This window comes from Kitasatospora sp. NPDC057936 (genome assembly GCF_042887525.1).
Lineage (GTDB): Bacteria > Actinomycetota > Actinomycetes > Streptomycetales > Streptomycetaceae > Kitasatospora.
In genome coordinates, this window is the sequence record NZ_JBHVPD010000053.1 from 39875 (window position 1) to 59405 (window position 19531).

22 protein-coding genes are annotated in these 19531 nt (G+C 74.6%); 14 read left to right on the forward strand and 8 right to left on the reverse strand.

What is annotated here, in order from left to right; all coding sequences use genetic code 11:
• Positions 1–2: 2 nt before the first annotated feature.
• Positions 3–599 carry a hypothetical protein gene (locus ACFVU9_RS25735; protein ID WP_387597162.1) on the reverse strand — a complete coding sequence of 199 codons (597 nt, stop codon included), beginning with the start codon at positions 597–599 and terminating at the stop codon, positions 3–5.
• 353 nt (positions 600–952) lie between these two features.
• Here ACFVU9_RS25735 and ACFVU9_RS25740 point away from each other — a divergent pair, with 353 nt between their 5' ends.
• Genes ACFVU9_RS25740 through ACFVU9_RS25750 form a run of 3 tightly spaced genes read left to right on the forward strand, consistent with a single transcriptional unit; the run spans position 953 to position 3859 of the window.
• Positions 953–1543, forward strand: a complete 591-nt coding sequence (locus tag ACFVU9_RS25740; RefSeq protein ID WP_380438175.1) for a TnsA-like heteromeric transposase endonuclease subunit — start codon at positions 953–955, stop codon at positions 1541–1543.
• A complete protein-coding gene (locus ACFVU9_RS25745) occupies positions 1540–3237 on the forward strand; it encodes a Mu transposase C-terminal domain-containing protein (protein ID WP_387597165.1) in 1698 nt (565 codons plus the stop codon). The genes ACFVU9_RS25740 and ACFVU9_RS25745 overlap by 4 nt, the downstream gene beginning before the upstream one ends.
• Positions 3230–3859 carry a response regulator transcription factor gene (locus tag ACFVU9_RS25750; RefSeq protein WP_359963282.1) on the forward strand — a complete coding sequence of 210 codons (630 nt, stop codon included), beginning with the start codon at positions 3230–3232 and terminating at the stop codon, positions 3857–3859. Before ACFVU9_RS25745 ends, ACFVU9_RS25750 begins: the two co-directional genes overlap by 8 nt.
• Before the next feature lie 40 nt (positions 3860–3899).
• On the opposite strand, the gene ACFVU9_RS25755 is transcribed toward ACFVU9_RS25750, so the two are convergent.
• Together ACFVU9_RS25755 and ACFVU9_RS25760 are read right to left on the reverse strand one after the other, a co-directional pair.
• Positions 3900–4772: a transglutaminase family protein gene (locus ACFVU9_RS25755; protein ID WP_380438180.1), complete on the reverse strand. Its 873-nt coding sequence runs from the start codon at positions 4770–4772 to the stop codon at positions 3900–3902.
• A 57-nt stretch (positions 4773–4829) separates the two neighbouring features.
• Entirely contained in the window at positions 4830–5846 is a 1017-nt protein-coding gene (locus ACFVU9_RS25760) for a GNAT family N-acetyltransferase (RefSeq protein ID WP_387597169.1), read from the reverse strand.
• A gap of 131 nt (positions 5847–5977) precedes the next feature.
• Between ACFVU9_RS25760 and fdxA the strand changes: the two genes are divergently transcribed.
• Both fdxA and dapC read left to right on the forward strand, forming a co-directional pair.
• Positions 5978–6304: a ferredoxin gene (fdxA, locus tag ACFVU9_RS25765; protein WP_030061559.1), complete on the forward strand. Its 327-nt coding sequence runs from the start codon at positions 5978–5980 to the stop codon at positions 6302–6304.
• A gap of 20 nt (positions 6305–6324) precedes the next feature.
• Entirely contained in the window at positions 6325–7476 is a 1152-nt protein-coding gene (gene dapC / locus ACFVU9_RS25770; RefSeq protein WP_380503123.1) for a succinyldiaminopimelate transaminase, read from the forward strand.
• 101 nt (positions 7477–7577) lie between these two features.
• On the opposite strand, the gene ACFVU9_RS25775 is transcribed toward dapC, so the two are convergent.
• Positions 7578–8351, reverse strand: coding sequence for a hypothetical protein (locus tag ACFVU9_RS25775; RefSeq protein ID WP_387597175.1), 774 nt, complete (start codon positions 8349–8351; stop codon positions 7578–7580).
• A 292-nt stretch (positions 8352–8643) separates the two neighbouring features.
• A complete protein-coding gene (locus tag ACFVU9_RS25780) occupies positions 8644–9708 on the reverse strand; it encodes a hypothetical protein (RefSeq protein ID WP_380503127.1) in 1065 nt (354 codons plus the stop codon).
• 145 nt (positions 9709–9853) lie between these two features.
• Between ACFVU9_RS25780 and dapE the strand changes: the two genes are divergently transcribed.
• Together dapE and ACFVU9_RS25790 are read left to right on the forward strand one after the other, a co-directional pair.
• Positions 9854–10930 (forward strand): succinyl-diaminopimelate desuccinylase, encoded by a 1077-nt coding sequence (dapE, locus tag ACFVU9_RS25785; protein WP_380438190.1) that lies wholly within the window; start codon positions 9854–9856, stop codon positions 10928–10930.
• Positions 10931–11043: 113 nt separating this feature from the next.
• Entirely contained in the window at positions 11044–11853 is an 810-nt protein-coding gene (locus ACFVU9_RS25790; RefSeq protein ID WP_380438192.1) for a TIGR00730 family Rossman fold protein, read from the forward strand.
• 69 nt (positions 11854–11922) lie between these two features.
• Here ACFVU9_RS25790 and folP read toward each other — a convergent pair whose 3' ends face one another.
• Entirely contained in the window at positions 11923–12735 is an 813-nt protein-coding gene (gene folP, locus ACFVU9_RS25795; RefSeq protein ID WP_380438276.1) for a dihydropteroate synthase, read from the reverse strand.
• Positions 12736–12853: 118 nt separating this feature from the next.
• Between folP and ACFVU9_RS25800 the strand changes: the two genes are divergently transcribed.
• Both ACFVU9_RS25800 and ACFVU9_RS25805 read left to right on the forward strand, forming a co-directional pair.
• Entirely contained in the window at positions 12854–13324 is a 471-nt protein-coding gene (locus tag ACFVU9_RS25800; RefSeq protein ID WP_380438194.1) for a DivIVA domain-containing protein, read from the forward strand.
• Complete coding sequence (locus tag ACFVU9_RS25805) at positions 13321–13941, forward strand: DNA-3-methyladenine glycosylase I (protein WP_380438196.1); 621 nt, start codon at positions 13321–13323, stop codon at positions 13939–13941. The genes ACFVU9_RS25800 and ACFVU9_RS25805 overlap by 4 nt, the downstream gene beginning before the upstream one ends.
• Before the next feature lie 8 nt (positions 13942–13949).
• Here ACFVU9_RS25805 and ACFVU9_RS25810 read toward each other — a convergent pair whose 3' ends face one another.
• The gene (locus ACFVU9_RS25810) at positions 13950–14750 is read right to left on the reverse strand and encodes an enoyl-CoA hydratase-related protein (RefSeq protein ID WP_380438198.1); all 801 of its coding nucleotides are present in this window, start codon (positions 14748–14750) and stop codon (positions 13950–13952) included.
• 298 nt (positions 14751–15048) lie between these two features.
• Here ACFVU9_RS25810 and ACFVU9_RS25815 point away from each other — a divergent pair, with 298 nt between their 5' ends.
• Positions 15049–15216: a DUF3117 domain-containing protein gene (locus ACFVU9_RS25815; RefSeq protein ID WP_014137929.1), complete on the forward strand. Its 168-nt coding sequence runs from the start codon at positions 15049–15051 to the stop codon at positions 15214–15216.
• A gap of 135 nt (positions 15217–15351) precedes the next feature.
• Here ACFVU9_RS25815 and ACFVU9_RS25820 read toward each other — a convergent pair whose 3' ends face one another.
• The gene (locus ACFVU9_RS25820) at positions 15352–15984 is read right to left on the reverse strand and encodes an O-methyltransferase (protein WP_329928162.1); all 633 of its coding nucleotides are present in this window, start codon (positions 15982–15984) and stop codon (positions 15352–15354) included.
• Positions 15985–16272: 288 nt separating this feature from the next.
• Between ACFVU9_RS25820 and sigE the strand changes: the two genes are divergently transcribed.
• The 4 genes from sigE (at position 16273) to ACFVU9_RS25840 (ending at position 19496) form a co-directional block, all read left to right on the forward strand.
• Positions 16273–17004 carry an RNA polymerase sigma factor SigE gene (gene sigE, locus ACFVU9_RS25825; RefSeq protein WP_380438278.1) on the forward strand — a complete coding sequence of 244 codons (732 nt, stop codon included), beginning with the start codon at positions 16273–16275 and terminating at the stop codon, positions 17002–17004.
• The gene (locus tag ACFVU9_RS25830) at positions 17001–18002 is read left to right on the forward strand and encodes a zf-HC2 domain-containing protein (protein WP_380438200.1); all 1002 of its coding nucleotides are present in this window, start codon (positions 17001–17003) and stop codon (positions 18000–18002) included. Before sigE ends, ACFVU9_RS25830 begins: the two co-directional genes overlap by 4 nt.
• A gap of 153 nt (positions 18003–18155) precedes the next feature.
• A complete protein-coding gene (locus ACFVU9_RS25835; RefSeq protein WP_380438202.1) occupies positions 18156–18593 on the forward strand; it encodes a sec-independent translocase in 438 nt (145 codons plus the stop codon).
• Positions 18594–18818: 225 nt separating this feature from the next.
• Positions 18819–19496: a hypothetical protein gene (locus tag ACFVU9_RS25840; protein ID WP_380438204.1), complete on the forward strand. Its 678-nt coding sequence runs from the start codon at positions 18819–18821 to the stop codon at positions 19494–19496.
• The last annotated feature ends 35 nt before the right edge of the window (positions 19497–19531 follow it).

A 19531-nucleotide genomic window follows, 5' to 3' on the forward strand; every position in this document is an offset into this window, starting at 1 on the left:
GGTCAGCCGCAGGAGCTCGCCACCGCGCCGAGGCCGCTGATGTCGCCGAAGGCCGCCAGCAGGGCCTTCATGCGCTGCTCGAAGTTCTTGCCCTTGATGAGCAGCTTGGCGAGCTTCACCACGCCGCCGAACTTGCGGATCTTCGAGACCGCGAGCGCGTTGCCCGCGATGAAACCGCCGACGGCACCCACGCACTTGGCCAGGTGCCAGGCGTCGCCCCAGCCCCAGAACTGCGGGGTGACGGCGCCCTCCGGCGCGCCGGTGCCGGTCGCGTCGTCCGAGGACGCGTCGTCCGCCGCCGCGGTGAGGTAGGCGAGGGCCGACGCCTGGGCGTCCTCGTCGTCCGGGTACATCGCCTGGACGACCTGGTCGAGCGAGGCGTCCTCCGGCAGGTCCGCCAGGCGGTCCTCCAGCCCGTCCTCGACGATCGTCGGGGCGGGCGTGCCCTCGAAGGCCTGGGCGAGGGCGTGCGCCTCGACGGTGGCCTGCGCGAGCCGGACGTTGTGCTGCTCGGTGGCGCTCGCCATGCCCGCACCACTGCCCAGTGCGAGAGCGGTGACGACCGTGACGGCGGCCATGCGGAGCTGGTTCTTGGTCACTTTCGTTTCCCTGTCTGTTGTGCGCACACAGGGGTCCTCGTATCCGTTCGGGAGGAAGTGCACAACCGCGAGCAGGATCCCCCGAATTGCGGCGCCGAAGCCCCCGAGCGCGCCGATCCCCGTCGGTCCGGGACGATCACGGATGATCGCGCCCCCGGCGGTGGTCGAGCCCGCCGGTCCGGACGAGTGGAAAACGTAGCGGAAACCGGTGACCAAGGCCCGTAAATGAGGGTGACCGGACCAACGTGATAGTGCAATTGTCAGCGGGGGACTGCTACTTGATAGTGGTCCGGACTGCACGGGTCCGAGAATCGGGGGAAGCGGCTGTGCCTGCGCACGGGGGAGACGCGACGTTGACGGCGGGGCCGGCCCGGGAGTCCGGGCCGGACGCCTACTGGTCCGCCACGACGGGTGACCTGGTCGAGTACCGGACCGGACTGGAGCGCGCCTGGCTGACGCTCCTCGACTTCGACCCGGGGATCACCGCGTTCGCCACCCGGCCGCTGCGGTTCGGCGCGGTCGACGACGACGGCCCGTGGCGGCACGCCCCGTTCGTCCTGGCGCGCCGCGCCGACGGCCGGAGCCTGGTCCTGGAGACCGACGAGCCGGCGCCCGGGCACCGGGCCGAGCGGGTCCGGCGCGCCTGCGCCGAACTGGGCTGGGACCACCGCCGGGTGGGCGAGCCGGACCGCCAGCGCTGGGCGAACGTCGAGTTCCTCTCCGGAGCGAGACGCCCGGTCCACCTCGGTGCCGAACTCGCCCCCCGGCTGCTGCGACTGGCCCGCGGCGGCACCACGATCGGCGGCCTGCTGGCCCGCATGCCGTACCCCGACCTGGCCCGCGGCGTGCTGTTCCACCTGATGTGGCACCACCGCGTGGTCGCCGACCTCGACGTACCCCTGCGGGAGGCGACCCTCGTCACGACCGCCGGGGAGCCGGCGTGACCCCGGCCACCCGCGGACCGTTCCGGCTGCACTGCGGCGCCCGGCTCTGGCTCGACGGCCGGCCGCACACCGTCACCGGCATCACCGACGACACGGTCCGGCTCCGCGCGGACACCGGAGCACTCACCCTGATCGGCGCCGGCGCCCTGCTCGCCGAGCCCACCTTCCGGCCGTACGGCCAGGCGCCGGACGGCACGGCCCCCGAGGAGGGCCGCCCGGACGCCGGCGCCCTGCTGGACCGGCTGAGTCCCCAGCAGTGGCGCGAACTCTTACGGGCCCAGGAGCACCTCCTGGAACTCACCACCGGCTACCGTTCCGGCTGCCCGGACGACTCCAGGCCGGACGAGCCCCGGGCCCAGTACGCGCCGGGGCTCTCCCTGACCCGCCGGGTGGAGAGCAAGGCCGCCGAACTCGGCTACGCGCCCGTGCAGATGTGGCGGCGCCTGAAGCGCTGGCGGGAGGAGGGCCTGTGGGGGCTGGTGGACCGCCGCTCGCTGCGCCGCTCCGGCCCCGCCGGCCCGGCGGGCGCACCCGCGAAGCCCGACCGGGCCGAGCCGCCGGAGATCCCCGGCCTGCCCCTGGTGGCGGACCGCCCCGGCGCGGTGGTGCTGGTCGACACCGTCCCGCTGGACGTGAGCGCCGTCGACCCGGCCACCGGCGCCGTGACCCCGGTCGGCCTGACCGCCGCCGTCGACCTCTGCACCCGCAGCCTGCTGGGCTGGCGCCTGTTGCCGGGCGGTGCGGGGCCGGTGGACGCCGGGCTCGTGATCGCCGACGCCCTCGTGCCCGAGCCGATGCGGCCGGGCTGGCCGGACGATCTGCGGCACCGGACGCTGCGGCTGCCCTGCGAACCGCTGCTGGCGGCGGACGAGCGGTTCGCGGCCGCCGCGGCCCGTCCGGTGGTCTTCCCCGAGCGGATCGTCGTCGACCGCGGCGCGGCGGTCGTCCCGGAGACGGTCAAGGACGTCTGCCGCCGCTACGGCATCGTCGTCCAGGGCGGCCGGGCGTACCCGCCGGCCGGCAAACCCCAGGCCGTCGCCGCCCTCGCGCACGTCCGGGCGCAGTTCGCCGCCCACCTCGCCGGCCGCGGCGAGAAGCCGGACCGCCCCCGGACGACCGGCGAACTGGAGGAGCTCTTCGCCGAGTACGCCGTCGCCGGCTACCAGCGCCGCCGCCAGCCCGGACTGGCCCTGCCCGGCCTGCCCGGCCCCGACCTCAGCCCGAACGAGGCCTACCGGCTCGCGGTCCACCGCTGCGGCTACATCGCCGCCCCGCGCGATCCGGCGCTGTTCCTCGAACTCCTCCCGATCCACTGGGCCGTGATCCGCCCCGACGGGGTGCACAAGGACGGCCTGCGCTACGACGGCCGCGCGCTGCGGCGCCACGTCGGCCGGCCGTCGCCGTACCCCGGGGGCCGGTGGCCGATCCGCTACGACCCCCGCGACCCCGGCCGGGTCCACTTCCACGACCCGGGCACCGGGACGTGGTCGGCGCTGGCCAGGACCTCCGGCCCGGGCGGGGTCGAGCCGTTCGCGGACCTGACGCCGGCTCTGCGGGAGGTCCTCGCCCACCGCGGCGCCCGCACCGGCGCCGTCCCCGCGCAGCGCGGCCCGCTGAGCCGGGAGCGGGCCGCCGAACCGGCCGGCGGACTCCCGGGGGAGCAGGCCGCCGTGCCAAGATCAGCCAATGAGTGACGATCAGAACGGCCCCTCGATCCGCGTGCTGCTGGCCGAGGACCAGGGGATGGTCCGGGAGGCGCTGGCGGCGCTGCTCGGACTGGAGGGGGACATCGACGTCGTGGCGCAGGTGGGCCGCGGCGACGAGGTGGTGGCGGCGGTGCTGGCGAACGACGTCCAGGTCGCCGTACTGGACATCGAGATGCCCGGCATGACGGGCATCGAGGCGGCGGCGAAGCTGCACCGGGAGGCGCCGGGGACGAAGGTCGTGATCGCGACGACCTTCGGGCGGCCCGGCTACCTGCGGCGGGCGATGGAGTCCGGCGCGGACGCGTTCCTGGTGAAGGACGCGCCCGCCTCCGAACTCGCCGAGGCGATCCGCCGGGTGCTGCGCGGGGAGCGGGTGATCGACCCGGCGCTGGCCGCCGCCGCGCTGGCCGAGGGCGCCAACCCGCTGACCGCCCGCGAGCGGGACGTCCTCGGGGCGGCGGCGGACGGCGCGGTGAACGCGGACATCGCCAAGCGCCTGCACCTGTCCGAGGGCACGGTCCGCAACTACCTCTCGATGGCGATCCAGAAGACCGAGGCCCGCAACCGCACCGAGGCGGTCCGCATCGCCCGCGAGAAGGGCTGGCTGTAGTCCGTCGGTCGAGTCAGTCGAGTCAGTCGAGTCGGTCGAGTCAGTTGAGCCGGTGCCGGGCCGCCCTGGCCTCCTGGCGGACCTTGGCCGCCGCGTCCGGGTCGAAGGCGTCGAGGATCTCGGCGTAGGCGTCCATCTCGGCCGAGCCGCCGAGGAAGTCCCCGGTCCGGACGAGGAGTTCGGCGCGTTCGAGGCGCAGCTGGGCGGGGTGGCGGGGGAGCAGCAGGGCAAGTTCGGTGGCCCAGAGCTGGGTGCGGGCGTGTTCGGGCCGTTCGGAGGCCCAGGCCCGGATGTTGCCGAGGACGCGGTGGACGATGTCGAGCGGCTGGGCGGGGGTGAGCAGCGCGGGCGCGAAGGGGTGCCCGGTGGCCTCGACGAGGCGCTCGGCGTCGCCGGGGTCGAGCAGCCGTCCGCCGTGGAAGGGGTCGGCCAGGACGTACTCCTCGCCGCCGGCCGGGCCGCCGACGGCGACGATGAAGTGGCCGGGCAGCGCGATGCCGTGGACGGTGAGCCCGGCCCGCCGGCCGACCGCCATCCACACCAGGGACAGCGTGATGGGCAGCCCGCGCCGCCGCCGCAGGACCTCCGGCAGCAGCGAGGACTCCAGCCGCCGGTAGTCGGACTGCCGCCCGTGGAACCGCTCCCGCCCGCCGAGGACGGCGGCGAGCAGGGCGGCGGTCTCCTCGGGCCCGGCGGGGGCGCGTTCGGCGACCGCGAGGCGGACGGCGGCGGCGTGCCGGTCGAGGGCGGCCCCGCACGCGGCGAGCAGGGCGTCGAGGCCCGGCGGCTCGCCGGGGTCGTCCGGGTCGGTGAGGGGGCCGTGTTCGGCGGCGGCGAGCAGGCAGAGCAGCACGGGGTCGGGCTGTTCGGCGCGGGCGGCGGTCCGGAAGCGGTCTCTGCTCTGCTCGGTCACGGTGACGGCGACGGCTTTCCTACGGCGGGCGGGCGATCGGGCAAGCGGTGGCCTGGGCTACCCCTGGGGCGGCCGGGCGTAGTGGTAAGTGTGACTGGTCGTGAAGCCGAGTCCGTCATAGAGCGCGACCGCACCGTCGTTGTCCGCCTCGACCTGCAGGTAGGCCCCGGTGGCGCCCTCCTCGGCGGCGCGGGCGGCGAGCACCGCCATGACGGCCGTGGCCAGCCCGGCCCGCCGGGCGTGCGGCTGGACCTCGATGGCGCCGAAGCAGGCCCACGGGCCGTCGACGACGCAGCGTCCGATGGCCAGCGGCGGCTGTCCCGCGGCGCCGGGCACGGTGGCGAACCAGACCGAGGGCCCGCCGTGCAGGACCCGCCGGGCGGCCTCGCGCACCGCCGGGTCCGCGCTCAGCTTCCCGTACAGGGACATCCAGTCGGGCCCGGCCGTGCGGGAGAGCCGCACCCGGTCGTGCCCGGAGCCGATCCTGGCGAGTGCGGCCAGCGGGGCGGTGCGCACCAGCGTCGGCGACTGCGCGGGGCCGAGCAGTTCGCGCAGTCCGTCCGCGGTGCCGGGCGTGACGACCTCGACGAGGGCGGGCAGTTCGCGCTCGGCGTACCAGTCCCGGACGGCGGCCAGTGCCGCCGGCAGCGGCAGCCCGGGGTCGCCGAGCGCCTGGACGGAGTTGGCCCGCTGGGTGAACCCGGCCGAGGCGCGCAGGGTCCACTCGCCGAGCGCCTCCTGCTCGACGCCGGGCCAGCCGCGCGCCGCGATCCGCTGGAGCTCGACCGGCGTCGCGGCCGGCAGCGGGGCCCGTCGGGCCGGGAAGAGCGGGACCACCTTGCCCGCGACCAGCAGTTTCTCGGGGAAGGAGACCGGCTCGCCCGCGCGGGGCACGACCGTCAACCCGTGATCGTCCCACGATGTGAGCACGCCGATCACATCACGGAAGACCGGCCGGTCGTCCACGAACCCGGACAGCCGCCGGGCGGACACGCGTCGTCCCACGTCGGAGCGATCTATCCGGACCTCCGGACGGTCCTGCGGACGGCTGCTTTCCGGGCCGCCTGCCGTCATCTGGGCACCTCCTGTGCATTTGCGGTCTCCGACCCGCGATACTAGGGGCGGGCATCGACGACGCCGCGCTCACCGCGCACGCGAGCAGAACAGAACGGGCCGCCAGGGCCCTTCCGAGGAGGAACGACAGCGTGACTTACGTCATCGCGCAGCCTTGTGTCGACGTGAAGGACAAGGCGTGCATCGAAGAGTGCCCGGTTGACTGCATCTACGAGGGCGAGCGATCGCTCTACATCCACCCGGATGAGTGTGTCGACTGTGGCGCTTGCGAGCCGGTCTGCCCGGTCGAGGCGATCTTCTACGAGGACGACACTCCGGAGGAGTGGAAGGACTACTACAAGGCGAACGTCGAGTTCTTCGACGACCTCGGTTCGCCCGGTGGCGCCTCGAAGCTCGGCCTGATCGAGCGTGACCACCCGTTCATCGCCGCTCTGCCGCCGCAGAACGCCGACCACTGACGATCGGTGGCATCTGAGCTGTGAGCACCGACAACAGCACGCGCGCGCCGTTCCCGGGCCACCCGGGGGCGGCGCGCCGCGTTTCGGACCGCCTGCCCGTCTTCCCGTGGGACAAGCTGGAGCCGTACAAGCGGACGGCCCTCGCCCACCCGGGCGGCCTGTGCGACTTCTCCGTCGGCACCCCCGTCGACCCGGTCCCCGAGGTGATCCAGAAGGCGCTGGCCGCCCACTCGGACACCCCCGGTTACCCGACCGTCTGGGGCCCGCTGGAGCTGCGCGAGGCGATCGCCGGCTGGCTGCGCCGCCGCTGCGGCGCCGAGATCGGCCCGCAGGCCGTGCTGCCGACCATCGGCTCCAAGGAGCTGGTGGCCTGGCTGCCGACCCAGCTCGGCCTCGGCCCGGGCGACCAGGTCGCCTACCCGCGCCTCGCCTACCCCACCTACGAGGTGGGCGCGCGGCTGTGCGGCGCGGAGCCCGTCGAGTACGACTCGGTGGACGAGCTGGACGGCTCGCGCGTGCGCCTGCTCTGGGTGAACACGCCGTCCAACCCGACCGGCCGGGTGCTCGGCGCGGACGAGCTGCGCCGCACCGTCGCGTGGGCCAGGGAGCACCGGGTGCTGCTGGTCAGCGACGAGTGCTACCTGGAGCTCGGCTGGGAGGCCGAGCCGGTGTCCGTCCTGCGCCCGGACGTGTGCGGGAGCGACCACGAGGGCCTGCTGGCCGTCCACTCGCTCTCCAAGCGCTCCAACCTGGCCGGCTACCGCTCCTCCTTCCTGGCGGGCGACCCGGTCGTGGTCAAGGAGCTGCTGGGGCTGCGCAAGCACGGCGGCATGATGGTCGCCGCGCCCGTGCAGGCCGCGACGATCGCCGCGCTGGACGACGACGCCCACGTGGCCGAGCAGCGGGAGCGCTACGCGGCCCGGCGCTCGGCGCTGCGGGCGGCCCTGGAGGCGTACGGCTTCCGGATCGAGCACTCGGAGGCGAGCCTCTACCTGTGGGCCACCCAGGACCGCCCGTGCTGGGAGACGGTGGCCGAACTGGCCGCCCTCGGCATCCTGGTGGCGCCCGGGGAGTTCTACGGCCCGGCCGGCGGGCAGTTCGTCCGGGTCGCCTTCACGGCGACGGACGAGCGGGTCGCCGCGGCCGTCGAGCGGCTGAACGCGGCGCGCTAGCGGGACCGCACGAAGGGCCGGTGTCCGCCTCGGACACCGGCCCTTCGCCGTCTTCGTCGTACGTCGTCGAGGCCCCGTCAGCGGGCCCGTCCGGGGGTGGCCTAGAGGCCGACGCCGCCGCCGTTCACGGCGCCCAGCAGGCCGCCGATCGGGCCGAGCGCACCGGTGACGCCGGACAGCGGGTTGTTCGGGCCGAGGTCGGCGCCGCCGAGGCGGTTGGCCGAGCCGTGCTCGGCGAGGCCGAGGACGTCGGCGCCGGGCAGGGCGCTCGCCAGGCCGCCGGCCGGCAGCGAGCGCTCGACGGAGCCCAGCGGCAGTGCGTCGGTGACGGCGCTGGTGCTGGGCACGCCGTTGGTGAGGCTGCCGAGGCTGGGCACCTGCTTGGCGACCGAGCCGGTCTGGGCGAGCCCGCCGACCGGGCTGGCGGCGCTGCGGGTGCCCATGGCCTTGCCGGTGACGGCCTCGCCGAGCTTGCCGGCCAGCGCGGAGGCGACCTTCGGGGTGACGGCGGAGAGCTGCCCGGTGGTGGCGGCGGTCTGGTCGACCGGGGCGGTCAGCGAGCTGGCCTTCTCGTTCGCCTCGGGCAGCTGGTGGGCGACGATGTTGCCGGCGGCGTCGGCGGAGGCCGGTACGCCCGCGGCGACGGTGGCGGCGCCGGTGGTCCCGGCGGCCTCGCCGAGCTGGTGGGTGGTGTGCTGGAGGCTGGAACCCGCGTCGGTGTTGGTCAGCTGGCCCAGCGGAGCGGCGAGGTCGCTCTTGGGCAGCAGGGCGTCGCCGCCCAGGGCGGACGCGGAGCCGGCCGCGACCAGCGGGGTCGCTCCGGCCGCCACGACGAGCGCGGCCTGGGCGATCCGGCGCGTGAGGGGGTGAGACATGGGGCTCCTCGAAGGGTCTGGGTCCGTCCCGTCCGCCGGGTGGACGACCGGGCGGACGACGTTGTTACCGCTTGAGAAGCCAGAAGGTTTCGGCCGGTGCAAGGAAAGTGTCCGACCGACCATCGGATCGTATGACCGCGCGGGGGTGCCCTGGCGGAGCCCGTCGGAGCCCGTGGATCCTGCACCGGGCAAGGGGAGTGACGGTTCTCCGGCGGGGGTCGCCGGAACGGGCGGCCGGTCCACAAAGGTTGACCGGAATCACCCGTCCGGCGGCAACCCGTACGTCAGTGCGTCAGCTCTTGTCGGACGGCGCCAGGGTGACCTGGACGAGCTTGGTCGTCGTCCCCGTCGGCTGCGACTGCCAGCCGTCCTCCGACGAGGTCTTGCGCCAGATCTTCCCGTCGTAGGCCACCGTCGCGATGCCCAGCTGCTGCGCCTGGGCGACCGCCCAGTGCGCGACCTCCCAGCCGCTCGCCCGCTCGGCGGCCGCGGCGGCGTCGGCCCCGGCGTCCGCCGAGGTGGTCAGCGCGGCGGCGGACGGGTCCGGGGTCAGCGCGACGGCGTTCTCGGCCCCCTTGATCGACGACGTGTAGCCGGGGGCCGCGGCGACCGTGCGGCCGAACTCGCGGCGCACCCGGTCGGAGAGCACCTGGGTGCGGTCCGGCGCCGCCGCCGGGGTCGCGGAGGCGGACGCGGTCGGCGAGGCGGAGTCGGCGGAGTCGTCCGTCCCCGGCTTGGCGTAGTCGTGCACGACGCAGCTGAACGAGGCGGGCTCGCGGCCGGCCAGCGCCGAGGTGAGCAGCGTCGCCTTGGTCTCGTGCTTGGCGTACGCCTGCGGGTAGCCGCTCTTCTGCACCGCCTGGGCGGCGTCGGTCAGCGGCAGCCGGGTGTAGCCGGGCACCTTGACCAGGCCGTCCAGGAACTTGTTGGTCGCGTAGACCGGGTCCTGGATCTGCGCCGCGGTGCCCCAGCCCATCGAGGGGCGCTGCTGGAACAGGCCGAGCGAGTCCCGGTCGCCGCCGGCGAGGTTGCGCAGCTTGGACTCCTGCATGGCCGTGGCCAGCGAGATCGCCGTCGCCCGGTCCGGCAGCCCGCGCGAGCGGGCCACCGCGGCGATCGTCGCGGCGTTGGCGGCCTGCGACACCTCCAGGGTGCCCTCGCCGGTCGCGGTCTTCACGGTGCAGCCCTCGGGCTCGGTGCCCTTGAAACCGAACCACCAGATGCCGACCACGGCCGCCCCGCCGACCAGCGCGAGACCGAGCAGCCCGACGATCACGAGCAGCAGGGCACGCAGCGGCCCGCGGCGGGGGGGCTCCAATTCGTCGCCCTGGTCCTCGCTGCTCTTCTTCCTGGCCACCCTCGCCCCTCTCGCGCCTGCTTCTTGATCCGACACCGTACCCACTCGGACGGGTGTGCGGCGCCCCCCGGTTGCCGTTACGCTTCGCCGACCCTGTCACAGGACCGCTACGCAGGGTCTCCGCGGCGCGCACTAGGCTGGCGTCATGAGCAGCCCCGAGACGACGCCCCTGGACCTCACCCTCGACGGCGGCACGCTGACCGCCCGCCTCGTCGACTTCCCGTCCGTGAGCGGCGACGAGCAGCCGCTCGCCGACGCCGTGGAGGCCGCCCTGCGCGCCTACCCGCACCTGACCGTCGACCGGTACGGGAACAACGTGGTGGCCCGCACCCGCCTCGGCCGCTCCGAGCGCGTCCTGCTGGCCGGCCACCTGGACACCGTCCCGATCGCCGACAACGTGCCCTCGTACGTCGACGGGGATCTGCTCTACGGCTGCGGCACCTCGGACATGAAGTCCGGTGTCGCCGTCCAGCTGCGGCTCGCGGCCACGCTGCCCGAGCCCAACCGCGACCTGACCTTCGTGTTCTACGACTGCGAGGAGGTGGAGGCCCACCGCAACGGCCTCGGCCACCTCGCCAGGGAGCGGCCCGACTGGCTGGCCGCCGACTTCGCGGTGCTGCTGGAGCCCAGCGGCGGCGTCGTCGAGGGCGGCTGCCAGGGCACCCTGCGGGCCCAGGTCAGGCTCACCGGCGTGCGCGCCCACGCGGCCCGCAGCTGGCTCGGCGACAACGCCATCCACCACGCCGCCGAGGTGCTCTCCCGGCTCGCGGCCTACGAGCCGCGCCGGGTGGAGATCGACGGCCTGGAGTACCGCGAGGGCCTGAACGCGGTGCGGATCGACGGCGGCGTGGCCGGCAACGTCATCCCGGACGAGTGCGTCGTGACGGTCAACTTCCGCTACGCGCCGGACCGCAGCGAGGCGGAGGCGGAGAAGCACGTCCGCGAGGTCTTCGACGGCTTCGAGGTGACCGTCACCGACTTCGCCCCCGGCGCCCTGCCCGGCCTCGCCCAGCCGGCCGCGCAGGCCTTCCTGGCGGCCACCGGCGGCCAGGCCAGGGCCAAGTTCGGCTGGACCGACGTCGCCCGCTTCAGCGCGCTCGGCGTCCCGGCGGTCAACTACGGCCCCGGTGACCCGAACCTCGCGCACAAGCGGGAGGAGCACTGCTCGCTGAGCGCCATCGCCGAGGCCGAGGAGCGGCTGCGCGCCTGGCTCACCAGCTGACCGCCGGCTGCTCGGCAGCTGATCCGATCAGAAGCCGAACGCCATCTTCCGGTTCCCCAACCGACCTTCCCCCGTTGCCTGAAAACGGGGGAGGTCCGGCGTAGGGTTTCGTCATGACAGGCACCGGAGACGAGAAGCAGTACGGGCACGGCCCCGAGCAGGTCGGCGTGCCGCGGAAGAAGAAGGCCTGGCCGGAGAAGCAGAAGGGCCCGGTGCTGGTGCGCCGGGACCAGGTCGGCACGAGCACCACGGACCAGCGCCTGCTGGACACCACCGGGCCGACCGACTGGCTGCACACCGATCCGTGGCGGGTGCTGCGGATCACCTCGGAGTTCGTCGAGGGCTTCGGCGCCCTCGCCGAACTCCCGCCCGCGATCAGCGTGTTCGGCTCGGCCCGGACGCCGGTCGACTCGCCCGAGTACGAGTCCGGCGTGGCCATCGGCCGCGCGCTCGCCGAGGCCGGCTACGCGGTGATCACCGGCGGTGGCCCGGGGGCCATGGAGGCCGCCAACCGCGGCGCCTCCGAGGCCGGCGGCCTGAGCGTGGGCCTCGGCATCGAGCTGCCCTTCGAGCAGGGGCTGAACGAGTTCGTCGACCTCGGGCTGAACTTCCGTTACTTCTTCGTCCGCAAGACGATGTTCGTGAAGTACGCCCAGGGCTTCGTGGTCCTGCCCGGCGGGCTGGGCACGCTGGACGAGCTGTTCGAGGCGCTCACCCTCGTCCAGACGAAGAAGGTCACCCGCTTCCCGGTGATCCTCTTCGGCAGCTCCTACTGGGGCGGGCTCTACGAGTGGCTCAAGAACACCCTCGTCGCGCAGGGCAAGGCGGCCCCGCGCGACCTGGAGCTGTTCCACATCACCGACGAGATCGACGACGTCCTGAAGATCCTCGCCGACGCCCGCCGGCCGGTCAACGAGATCTGAGCCGACGGGATCCGAGCCGACGGGATCCGGGCAAGCGGGATCCGGGCCGACCGGATCCGGGCGCCGCGGTCAGGCCAGTCCCCGGCGGGCCACCGCCGGGGGCCGGGTGCCCCGGATCGAGGCGACCATGTCCAGCACCTGCCGGGTCTCGGCGACCTGGTGCACCCGGTAGACCCGCGCGCCCAGCCAGGCCGAGACGGCCGTCGTCGCGAGCGTGCCCAGCAGCCGCTCGTCCACCGGCTTGTCGAGCGTCTCGCCGACGAAGTCCTTGTTGGACAGCGACACCAGCACCGGGAAGCCGGTCGCGGTCATCTCCGGCAGCCGCCGGGTCGCCTCCAGCGAGTGCCGGGTGTTCTTGCCGAAGTCGTGCCCGGGGTCGATGATCAGCGCGTCCCGCCGCACGCCCAGCTCCACGGCCCGCTCGGCCAGGCCGACGGTCACCCGCAGGATGTCCGCCATGACGTCCTCGTAGCCCACCCGGTGCGGCCGGGTGCGCGGCTCGGCGCCGCCCGCGTGCGTGCAGACCAGCCCCGCGTCGTACCGCGCGGCCACCTCGGCGAGCTTCGGGTCCACCCCGCCCCAGGCGTCGTTCAGCAGGTCCGCGCCGGCCTCGCAGACCGCCTCGCCGACCTCGTGCCGCCAGGTGTCCACGCTGATCACGGCGTCCGGGTGGCGCTTGCGCAGCTCCGCGACGAACGGCACCGTGCGGCGCAGCTCCTCCTCGACGGTGACCTCGTCGCCCGGCCCGGCCTTGACCCCGCCGATGTCCAGGATCGCGGCGCCCTCGGCCACCGCCCGGTCGGCGGCCGCGAAGGCGGCCTCGTCCGCGAACGTCGCCCCCCGGTCGAAGAACGAGTCCGGGGTCCGGTTGACGATGGCCATGATCACCAGCTCGTCGTCACCGAATTCGCGCGGTCCCAGGCGCAGCGCCACCGATGTCTCCTCCACGGCTCCCCAGGGTGCGATGATGGCCCCCGGCCTCACTAGGGACCATGCTGTCATGATCAGCGCGGTCCGGGCACCTGACAGCAGGCCGGCCGGGAAGTCGGGAGGACAGCTCGTGTTCTGGGTGATCGTGGTCGCCATGGCCGTGGTGGTCGGCGGCGCCGCGCTGGTGGCGCTCGGCGGCGGCGGTTCGATGCCCGAGGCGGTTCAGGACCGCCTCGCGGCGCGGCTGCCGCAGGACCGTCCGCTGCACAAGACGGACGTGGACGACCTGCGCCTGCCGATGGCCGTGCGCGGCTACCGGATGGACGAGGTCGACGACGTCCTGGACCGCCTCGGCGCCGAACTCGCCTACCGCGACTCGCGGATCGCCGAACTGGAGGCCGCCGCCCACCTGCGCGGCGCGGTCGAGGCCACCACGGGACCCGACGCCGGCGCCGAACCGCTGCCGGGCCTGGAGGCGTTCGCCAAGGTCGTCGAGCCGGCCGGGGCGCCCGAGGACGCGAAGCCGGTGGAGGACCGGTGACCGGTCCGCAGGACGGCACCGTCCTCGGCGCCGACGGCCTGCGCCGCTGCGGCTGGGGCGACTCGACCGACGACTACCGGGTCTACCACGACACCGAGTGGGGCCGCCCGGTGCACGGCGACGACGCCCTGTTCGAACGGGTCTGCCTGGAGGCCTTCCAGTCCGGCCTGTCCTGGCTGACCATCCTGCGCCGCCGCGAGGGCTTCCGAGCCGCGTTCGCCGGTTTCGAGATCGCCGCGGTCGCCGAGTTCGGCGAGGCCGACGTCGAGCGGCTGCTCGCCGACGCCGGCATCATCCGCAATCGGGCCAAGATCGAGGCGGCCATCGCCAACGCCCGGGTCGCCCGCGGGCTCGACGGCGGCCTGGAGGAGCTGATCTGGGGCTTCGCCGGCGACCCGGACCGGCCGGCCCCCCGCACGCTCGCGGAGGTCCCGGCCGTCACGCCCGGGTCGACGGCGCTCGCGAAGGCGCTCAAGAAGGAGGGCTTCCGCTTCGTCGGCCCCACCACCGCCTACGCGCTCATGCAGGCCTGCGGCCTGGTCGACGACCACCTGGCGGCCTGCCACGTGCGCACCGAGCTCCGGAGCCCGTCCGGCAAGGCCCGGCGGCCCCGGTAACGCGGCGCTCAGCGGCCCCGGTAGGCGGGCTTCTCCTTGGCGATGAAGGCGCGGACCGCGATCCGGTGGTCCTCGCTCTCACCGGCCAGGGTCTGCAGCTCGTCCTCCTTGTCGAGCAGTTCGTCCAGCGAGTGCGAAGCCCCGTACGCCAGCGACTCCTTGATGGCGCCGTAGGCCACCGTCGGGCCCTCGGCCAGCTCGCGGGCGAAGACCCGTGCGGTGGCGGCCAGTTCCTCGGGCGCGACGACCTTGGTGGCCAGGCCCAGCTCCATCGCCTCGGTGGCCCTGACCGTCCGCGGCAGCATCAGCAGCTCGGTGGCCTTGGCGTGCCCGACCAGCCGGGGGAGCGTCCAGGAGGCGCCCGAGTCCGCGGTCAGCCCGATCCCGGCGAACGCGGTGTTGAAGCCGGCCTTCTCGGACAGGATCCGGAAGTCGCAGGCGAAGGCGAGCGAGGCGCCCGCGCCCGCCGCGACCCCGCCGACCGCCGCGACGGTCGGCTTGCGCATGCCCGCCAGCGCCCGCACCAGCGGGTTGTAGTGCTCGGCGACGGTCCGCAGCGCGCCCTCGCCGGTCTCGTCGGCCCGCTTGAGCATCGCGAGGTGTTCGTTGAGGTCCTGTCCGACGCAGAACGCGCGCTCGCCCGCCCCGGTCAGCAGCACGGCGCGCACCGCCGGGTCGGCCGCCGCGGCGGTCATCGTGTCCCGCAGCGCGACCTTCGTCGCGACGTCCAGCGCGTTCATCGCCTCCGGACGGTTGATCGTGATGACGGCCAGGCCGCCGTCCAGCTCGTACAGCACGGAATCGGACATGGGCGAGGGGTCTCCCTTGTGATCGCTGCGGTCTCGTCGGGTGTCAGGATGCCGGAGCACCGGGCCGCCTGGGGAGTGTGAGGTATCGCACCTTCCGGTGGTGTCCGCACCGCCGGCGTGCCGGGGCTTATGACGGCAAATGCGGCGGTTGGGGCGGATCCGGCCGAGGTTGCACCGAGAGTGATGTTGGTCATCAGGCCGTGGCATGCGGGATAATGGCTTCCGATCAATGCGTTCGATACCGGCGGTGGACGGACTGCCGGTGCGTAGCTGAGCGGTTGCAGGAAGGGGAACGAGCATGGCGGCCATGAAGCCGCGGACGGGTGACGGCCCGCTCGAAGTCACCAAAGAGGGGCGGGGCATCATCATGCGCGTTCCGCTCGAAGGCGGCGGACGCCTCGTGGTGGAGCTCACGCCTGACGAGGCCGACGCCCTCGGCGAGGCCCTGAAGAAGGCCTGCGGCTGACCGCAGCGGGTGCTCCCCATCTCCTGGAGATGTACTGCCGGCCCGGGTCCGACGTCATGTCGGCCCGGGCCGGCGGCTTCCCGGGACCGGCCCGGGACCGGCCCGGAGGCGCTCCCGGGGGCGCTCCTGGGGCGCTCAGCGTTTGACGGCGCAGAGCAGCCCGTCCGAGACCGGCAGCAGCGCGGGCAGCAGCCCGTCGCTCTCCCGGACGTCCTGGACCAGGTTGCGCACCGCGTCCGTCTGCGGGTCCTGCAGCTCCGGCTCGGCCAGCCGGCCCTCCTGGAAGACCCCCTCGAAGCAGACCATCCCGCCCGGCCGCAGCAGCCGCAGCGCCTCCGCCAGGTACTCCCGCGACTCCGCCGGATCGCCGTCGCAGAACACCAGGTCGTACTGGCCGTCCGCGAGCCTCGGCAGCACCTCCAGCGCCCGTCCCGGTATGAACCGCGAGCGGTTGGCCGCGAAACCCGCCGCCTGGTACGCCTCGCGCGCCAGCTGCTGGCGCACCGGCTCGGAGTCCACCGTGGTCAGCACGCCGTCCGGCCGCATCCCGCGCAGCAGGTAGACCCCGGAGACGCCCGTCCCGGTACCGATCTCGGCGACCGCCTTGGCGTCCAGCGCGGCCGCCATCAGTCTCAGGCACGCCCCGCCGCTCGGCCCGATCGCCCTTATCCCCGTCCGCGCGGACTGCGCCCGGGCGTAGGTCAGCACCGCGTCCTCGCCCACGTAGGTGTCTGCGAGGGCCGCGCGCGCGGGCCCGAACTCGCTGATGGCTGCCTCTTTCGGAGCCCCGGGTGGCGGCCCGGTGCCGGGGGATGTCGATATTTCCTGCCACAGATTACTGGCCGGGCGGGAACCGCGTACGGCGGCGGGCCGTTGTGAGGAGGGACCGGGTGCGGGAGACCTCCCGGGCACTTTTATCCGGGCTTGACGGGTGAGGTGGATATGGTGGTGGCCCTGCTGGGCAGAAGAGCCGACCGAGGAGGTGTGGCCGAGGGCGACGTCCCCGTGCGGCGGCACGTCCGCGGCACCGCGTCGGCCCGTACGCCGAAGCCCGTGATGAACCAGCCTGCGCACTCCGACCTGGACCAGCCCGCCGCCGCGACGCCGGACGCCGGTACCACCGAGGCCCCCGCCCTCGCGACCTTCACCGAGGGCCCCGACGCGCAGTCCTGGACTCCCCCCACGTGGGAGGAGATCGTCGAGGCCCACAGTGCCCGCGTCTACCGCCTCGCCTACCGCCTGACGGGCAACCAGCACGACGCCGAGGACCTCACGCAGGAGGTCTTCGTCCGGGTGTTCCGTTCGCTGTCCACGTACACCCCCGGCACGTTCGAGGGCTGGCTGCACCGGATCACCACCAACCTGTTCCTGGACATGGTCCGCCGCCGCCAGCGCATCCGCTTCGACGCGCTCGGCGACGACGCGGCCGAGCGCCTCGCCTCCCGCGAGCCCAGCCCGGCCCAGCACTTCAGCGACACCCACTTCGACGCCGACGTCCAGCAGGCGCTGGACACCCTCGCGCCGGAGTTCCGCGCCGCCGTGGTGCTCTGCGACATCGAGGGCCTGTCCTACGAGGAGATCGCCGCCACGCTGGGCGTCAAGCTCGGCACCGTCCGCAGCCGCATCCACCGCGGCCGCTCCCACCTGCGCGCCGCGCTCAAGCACCGCGCCCCCGGCTCGGCCCCCGGGCGCGAGCGCCGCGGCGGCTCGGAGGAGCCGGTGCCGGTGGGCGCCGCCGCCGGCGAGGTCCCGGCAGCACCGGGCGGGCGCGGACGGAGGCGATCGTGAGCGGAACCGGCCGCTCGGGGTCGGGCCGTCCGGAGCCGTCCGGCCGGTCCGCCGCCAGGCGGGGCTGGTCCCTGCCCGGCCGCCGCGGCGGTGACGAGCCGGGCGAGCCGCTGCCGTCCGCCGCCCCGCTGCCCGGCGACGCCGAGCTGCGGGCCGTGGCCGTGCGCCCCGCCGAGCCCGCCGCCGAGGAGCACCACCTCGGCGAGCGGCTGTCCGCCTTCCTGGACGGCGAGCTCGGGCACGACTCCCGCGAACGCGTCCAGGCCCACCTGGCGACCTGCCCGCAGTGCCTGGCCGAGGCGGACGAGGGCCGCGGCGTCAAGCACCTGCTGACCCGCACCGGCACCCCCGGCCCGTCCTCGGGCCTGATGGCCCGCCTGATGGCCGTCGGGAGCCTGCCGGACGACGAGCAGCCCGGCTCCGACTGGCGCGACGGCCGGGACGACGACGACCTGCCCGGCGGCGGCGTCACCGGCCCCGGCACGCTCGGCGGCAGCCGGCTCGACGGCGGCTCCTTCGGCCGCGGCGCCGGCGCCTCCTTCGGCGCGGGCGCGCTCGGCGCCGGCACCCCGCTGCCCGGGGTCGACCCGCGCGCGTTCGGCCGCGGCGGGGCCGTCCTGCGCCCGCTGATGGGCCGCCGCGCCGCGCGCCCCGAGGCCCCGGCCCGGCCGCAGCCCGCCGCCGCGGTGGCCGTGGTCCGGCCGTCCGCGCCGCGCGGGCGCCGCTTCGTCTTCGCCGCCGCCGGCGCCTTCTCGGTGGCCGCGGTGACGCTGGGCGGCGTCGGCGGCCTGAGCGCGCAGAGCGAGGACCAGCACGGTACGTCGGTGAGCCCGGTCGGCTCGGCCGGCACCCCCGGCCGCGGTGGCGGACTGGTCCCGATGAACGCGCAGGTCCCGGTGGACTTCCCGGGCTTCCCGGTCGCCGCGACGCGCGAGGCGACCCCCTTGCCGGACCGCCCGGTGGGCGGGCTGACCGCCCTGCACCGGGAACTCCGCTAGGCCCGGTCCTCAAGACCCGCGCCACAGCGCCGCTCGCGGACGGCTTCCGGCCATCGGCCGGTCTTTACCACGGGTTCATCACACCGTGGACCGGAGACCCGCCGATGGCCATTACCCTGTAGGAACCGTCGTCCGGCGAGCTAGGGAGCATAGGTGTTCAGCGACGTAGGCGGGCTGGAGATCCTGACCCTGATCGTCATGGCGATCATCATCTTCGGCCCCGACAAGCTTCCGAAGCTGATCCAGGACACGATGGGCTTCATCCGCAAGGTCCGCTCCTTCGCCGACAGCGCGAAGGAGGACATCCGCAGCGAGCTCGGCCCGGAGTTCAAGGACTTCGAGTTCGAGGACCTGCACCCCAAGACCTTCGTCCGCAAGCAGCTCATGGGCGGCAACGAGGACCCGCTGGGCCTCAAGGACATGAAGGACTCGCTGGACATCCGGTCGGTCCTGGACGACAAGCCCACCGGCCCGGTGAACGGCCGCGCCGGCAGCGTCAGCTTCGACAAGGCCGCCGCCCCGGCCGCCGCCTCCGCCGGCCCGCCGCTCCAGCCCGGCGAGCGCCCCCCGTTCGACCCCGACGCGACCTGACCGCGCCCCCGCGCCGTCGCTCTTCGGCCACGCCGCCGCCCCGCTCGCCCGCACGGTTGAGCGGGGCGGCGGCGTGCGCGCCGCTATTGTGCTGATTGTTCCCGTCGAGCTGTCCGTCAGTTCCCGCGCCCGCGCGGGCCGCAGGACGCGCGGCGGGGGCGCCGGGGCCCGCCACCAAGGGAGCGGGGTCCCGGCAGGCACACGTGCTTTAGAGGAGGCCCGGGGATGGACGCGACGAGTCAGGCGGGAGGGGCGACGGCCACGGCCGGCGGCCCGGTGGTCGGCGGGCAGGCCGGCCCGGCGGACCCGCTGGTGCCCTACCTGTCCGCCGACTTCCCGTGGTACGGCCTGGACGACGGCTGGACCGGCCGCCGCTACCTGATGCAGGCCGGCGCCGGCGGCCCCCGCGGCGGGGCGTCCGCCGGGGTCGACTACGGCACCCTCGGCCACGGCGAGGAGCCGGCCCGCCAGTTCGAGCCGCGCGACGTGCGCAAGTTCGCCGTCGTCGTCACCGTCGCCCGCCGCGACAGCCGCCGCAGCGCCGACAACACCGGCACCCTGGAGGCGACCTCCGCCTCCTCCGCCGCCTGGCTGGCCGGCTCCGGCCTGCTCGCCGCCACCTGGCCCGGCCAGCTGGACCGGGCGCTGCGCCAGGACTGGCTGGAACAGCAGAGCTCCCTCGCGTGGGACCTCGCCGACGACCTGGCCGGCCCCGGCTGGTCCACCCTGAGCCTGCCGGTGAACGGGCTGCCGCAGCCGTTCCGCTACCGCGAGTCCGAGTACGGCTGGGTGCTGGCCGGCGAGGCCCCCGGCGTCCTGCTGGGCGCGTACGGCCGTGGCGTCAGCGCCTACGGCGCCGGCTTCTCGACCGTCCCGGACCTGACCGCCTACACCCGCCCCTAGCGCCACGGTACCGGCACCGGTACCGGCGCCCCGTC

What these genes read in the sequence shown, in the direction of transcription:
- ACFVU9_RS25810 (WP_380438198.1), bottom strand. Translation starts at nt 14,750, where the DNA reads ATGTCCGATTCCGTGCTGTACGAGCTGGACGGCGGCCTGGCCGTCATC.
- ACFVU9_RS25800 (WP_380438194.1), top strand. Translation starts at nt 12,854, where the DNA reads ATGATCAGCGCGGTCCGGGCACCTGACAGCAGGCCGGCCGGGAAGTCG.
- sigE (WP_380438278.1), top strand. Translation starts at nt 16,273, where the DNA reads ATGAACCAGCCTGCGCACTCCGACCTGGACCAGCCCGCCGCCGCGACG.
- ACFVU9_RS25750 (WP_359963282.1), top strand. Translation starts at nt 3,230, where the DNA reads ATGAGTGACGATCAGAACGGCCCCTCGATCCGCGTGCTGCTGGCCGAG.
- folP (WP_380438276.1), bottom strand. Translation starts at nt 12,735, where the DNA reads ATGGCCATCGTCAACCGGACCCCGGACTCGTTCTTCGACCGGGGGGCG.
- dapE (WP_380438190.1), top strand. Translation starts at nt 9,854, where the DNA reads ATGAGCAGCCCCGAGACGACGCCCCTGGACCTCACCCTCGACGGCGGC.
- ACFVU9_RS25840 (WP_380438204.1), top strand. Translation starts at nt 18,819, where the DNA reads ATGGACGCGACGAGTCAGGCGGGAGGGGCGACGGCCACGGCCGGCGGC.
- ACFVU9_RS25775 (WP_387597175.1), bottom strand. Translation starts at nt 8,351, where the DNA reads ATGTCTCACCCCCTCACGCGCCGGATCGCCCAGGCCGCGCTCGTCGTG.
- ACFVU9_RS25760 (WP_387597169.1), bottom strand. Translation starts at nt 5,846, where the DNA reads ATGACGGCAGGCGGCCCGGAAAGCAGCCGTCCGCAGGACCGTCCGGAG.
- ACFVU9_RS25815 (WP_014137929.1), top strand. Translation starts at nt 15,049, where the DNA reads ATGGCGGCCATGAAGCCGCGGACGGGTGACGGCCCGCTCGAAGTCACC.
- ACFVU9_RS25790 (WP_380438192.1), top strand. Translation starts at nt 11,044, where the DNA reads ATGACAGGCACCGGAGACGAGAAGCAGTACGGGCACGGCCCCGAGCAG.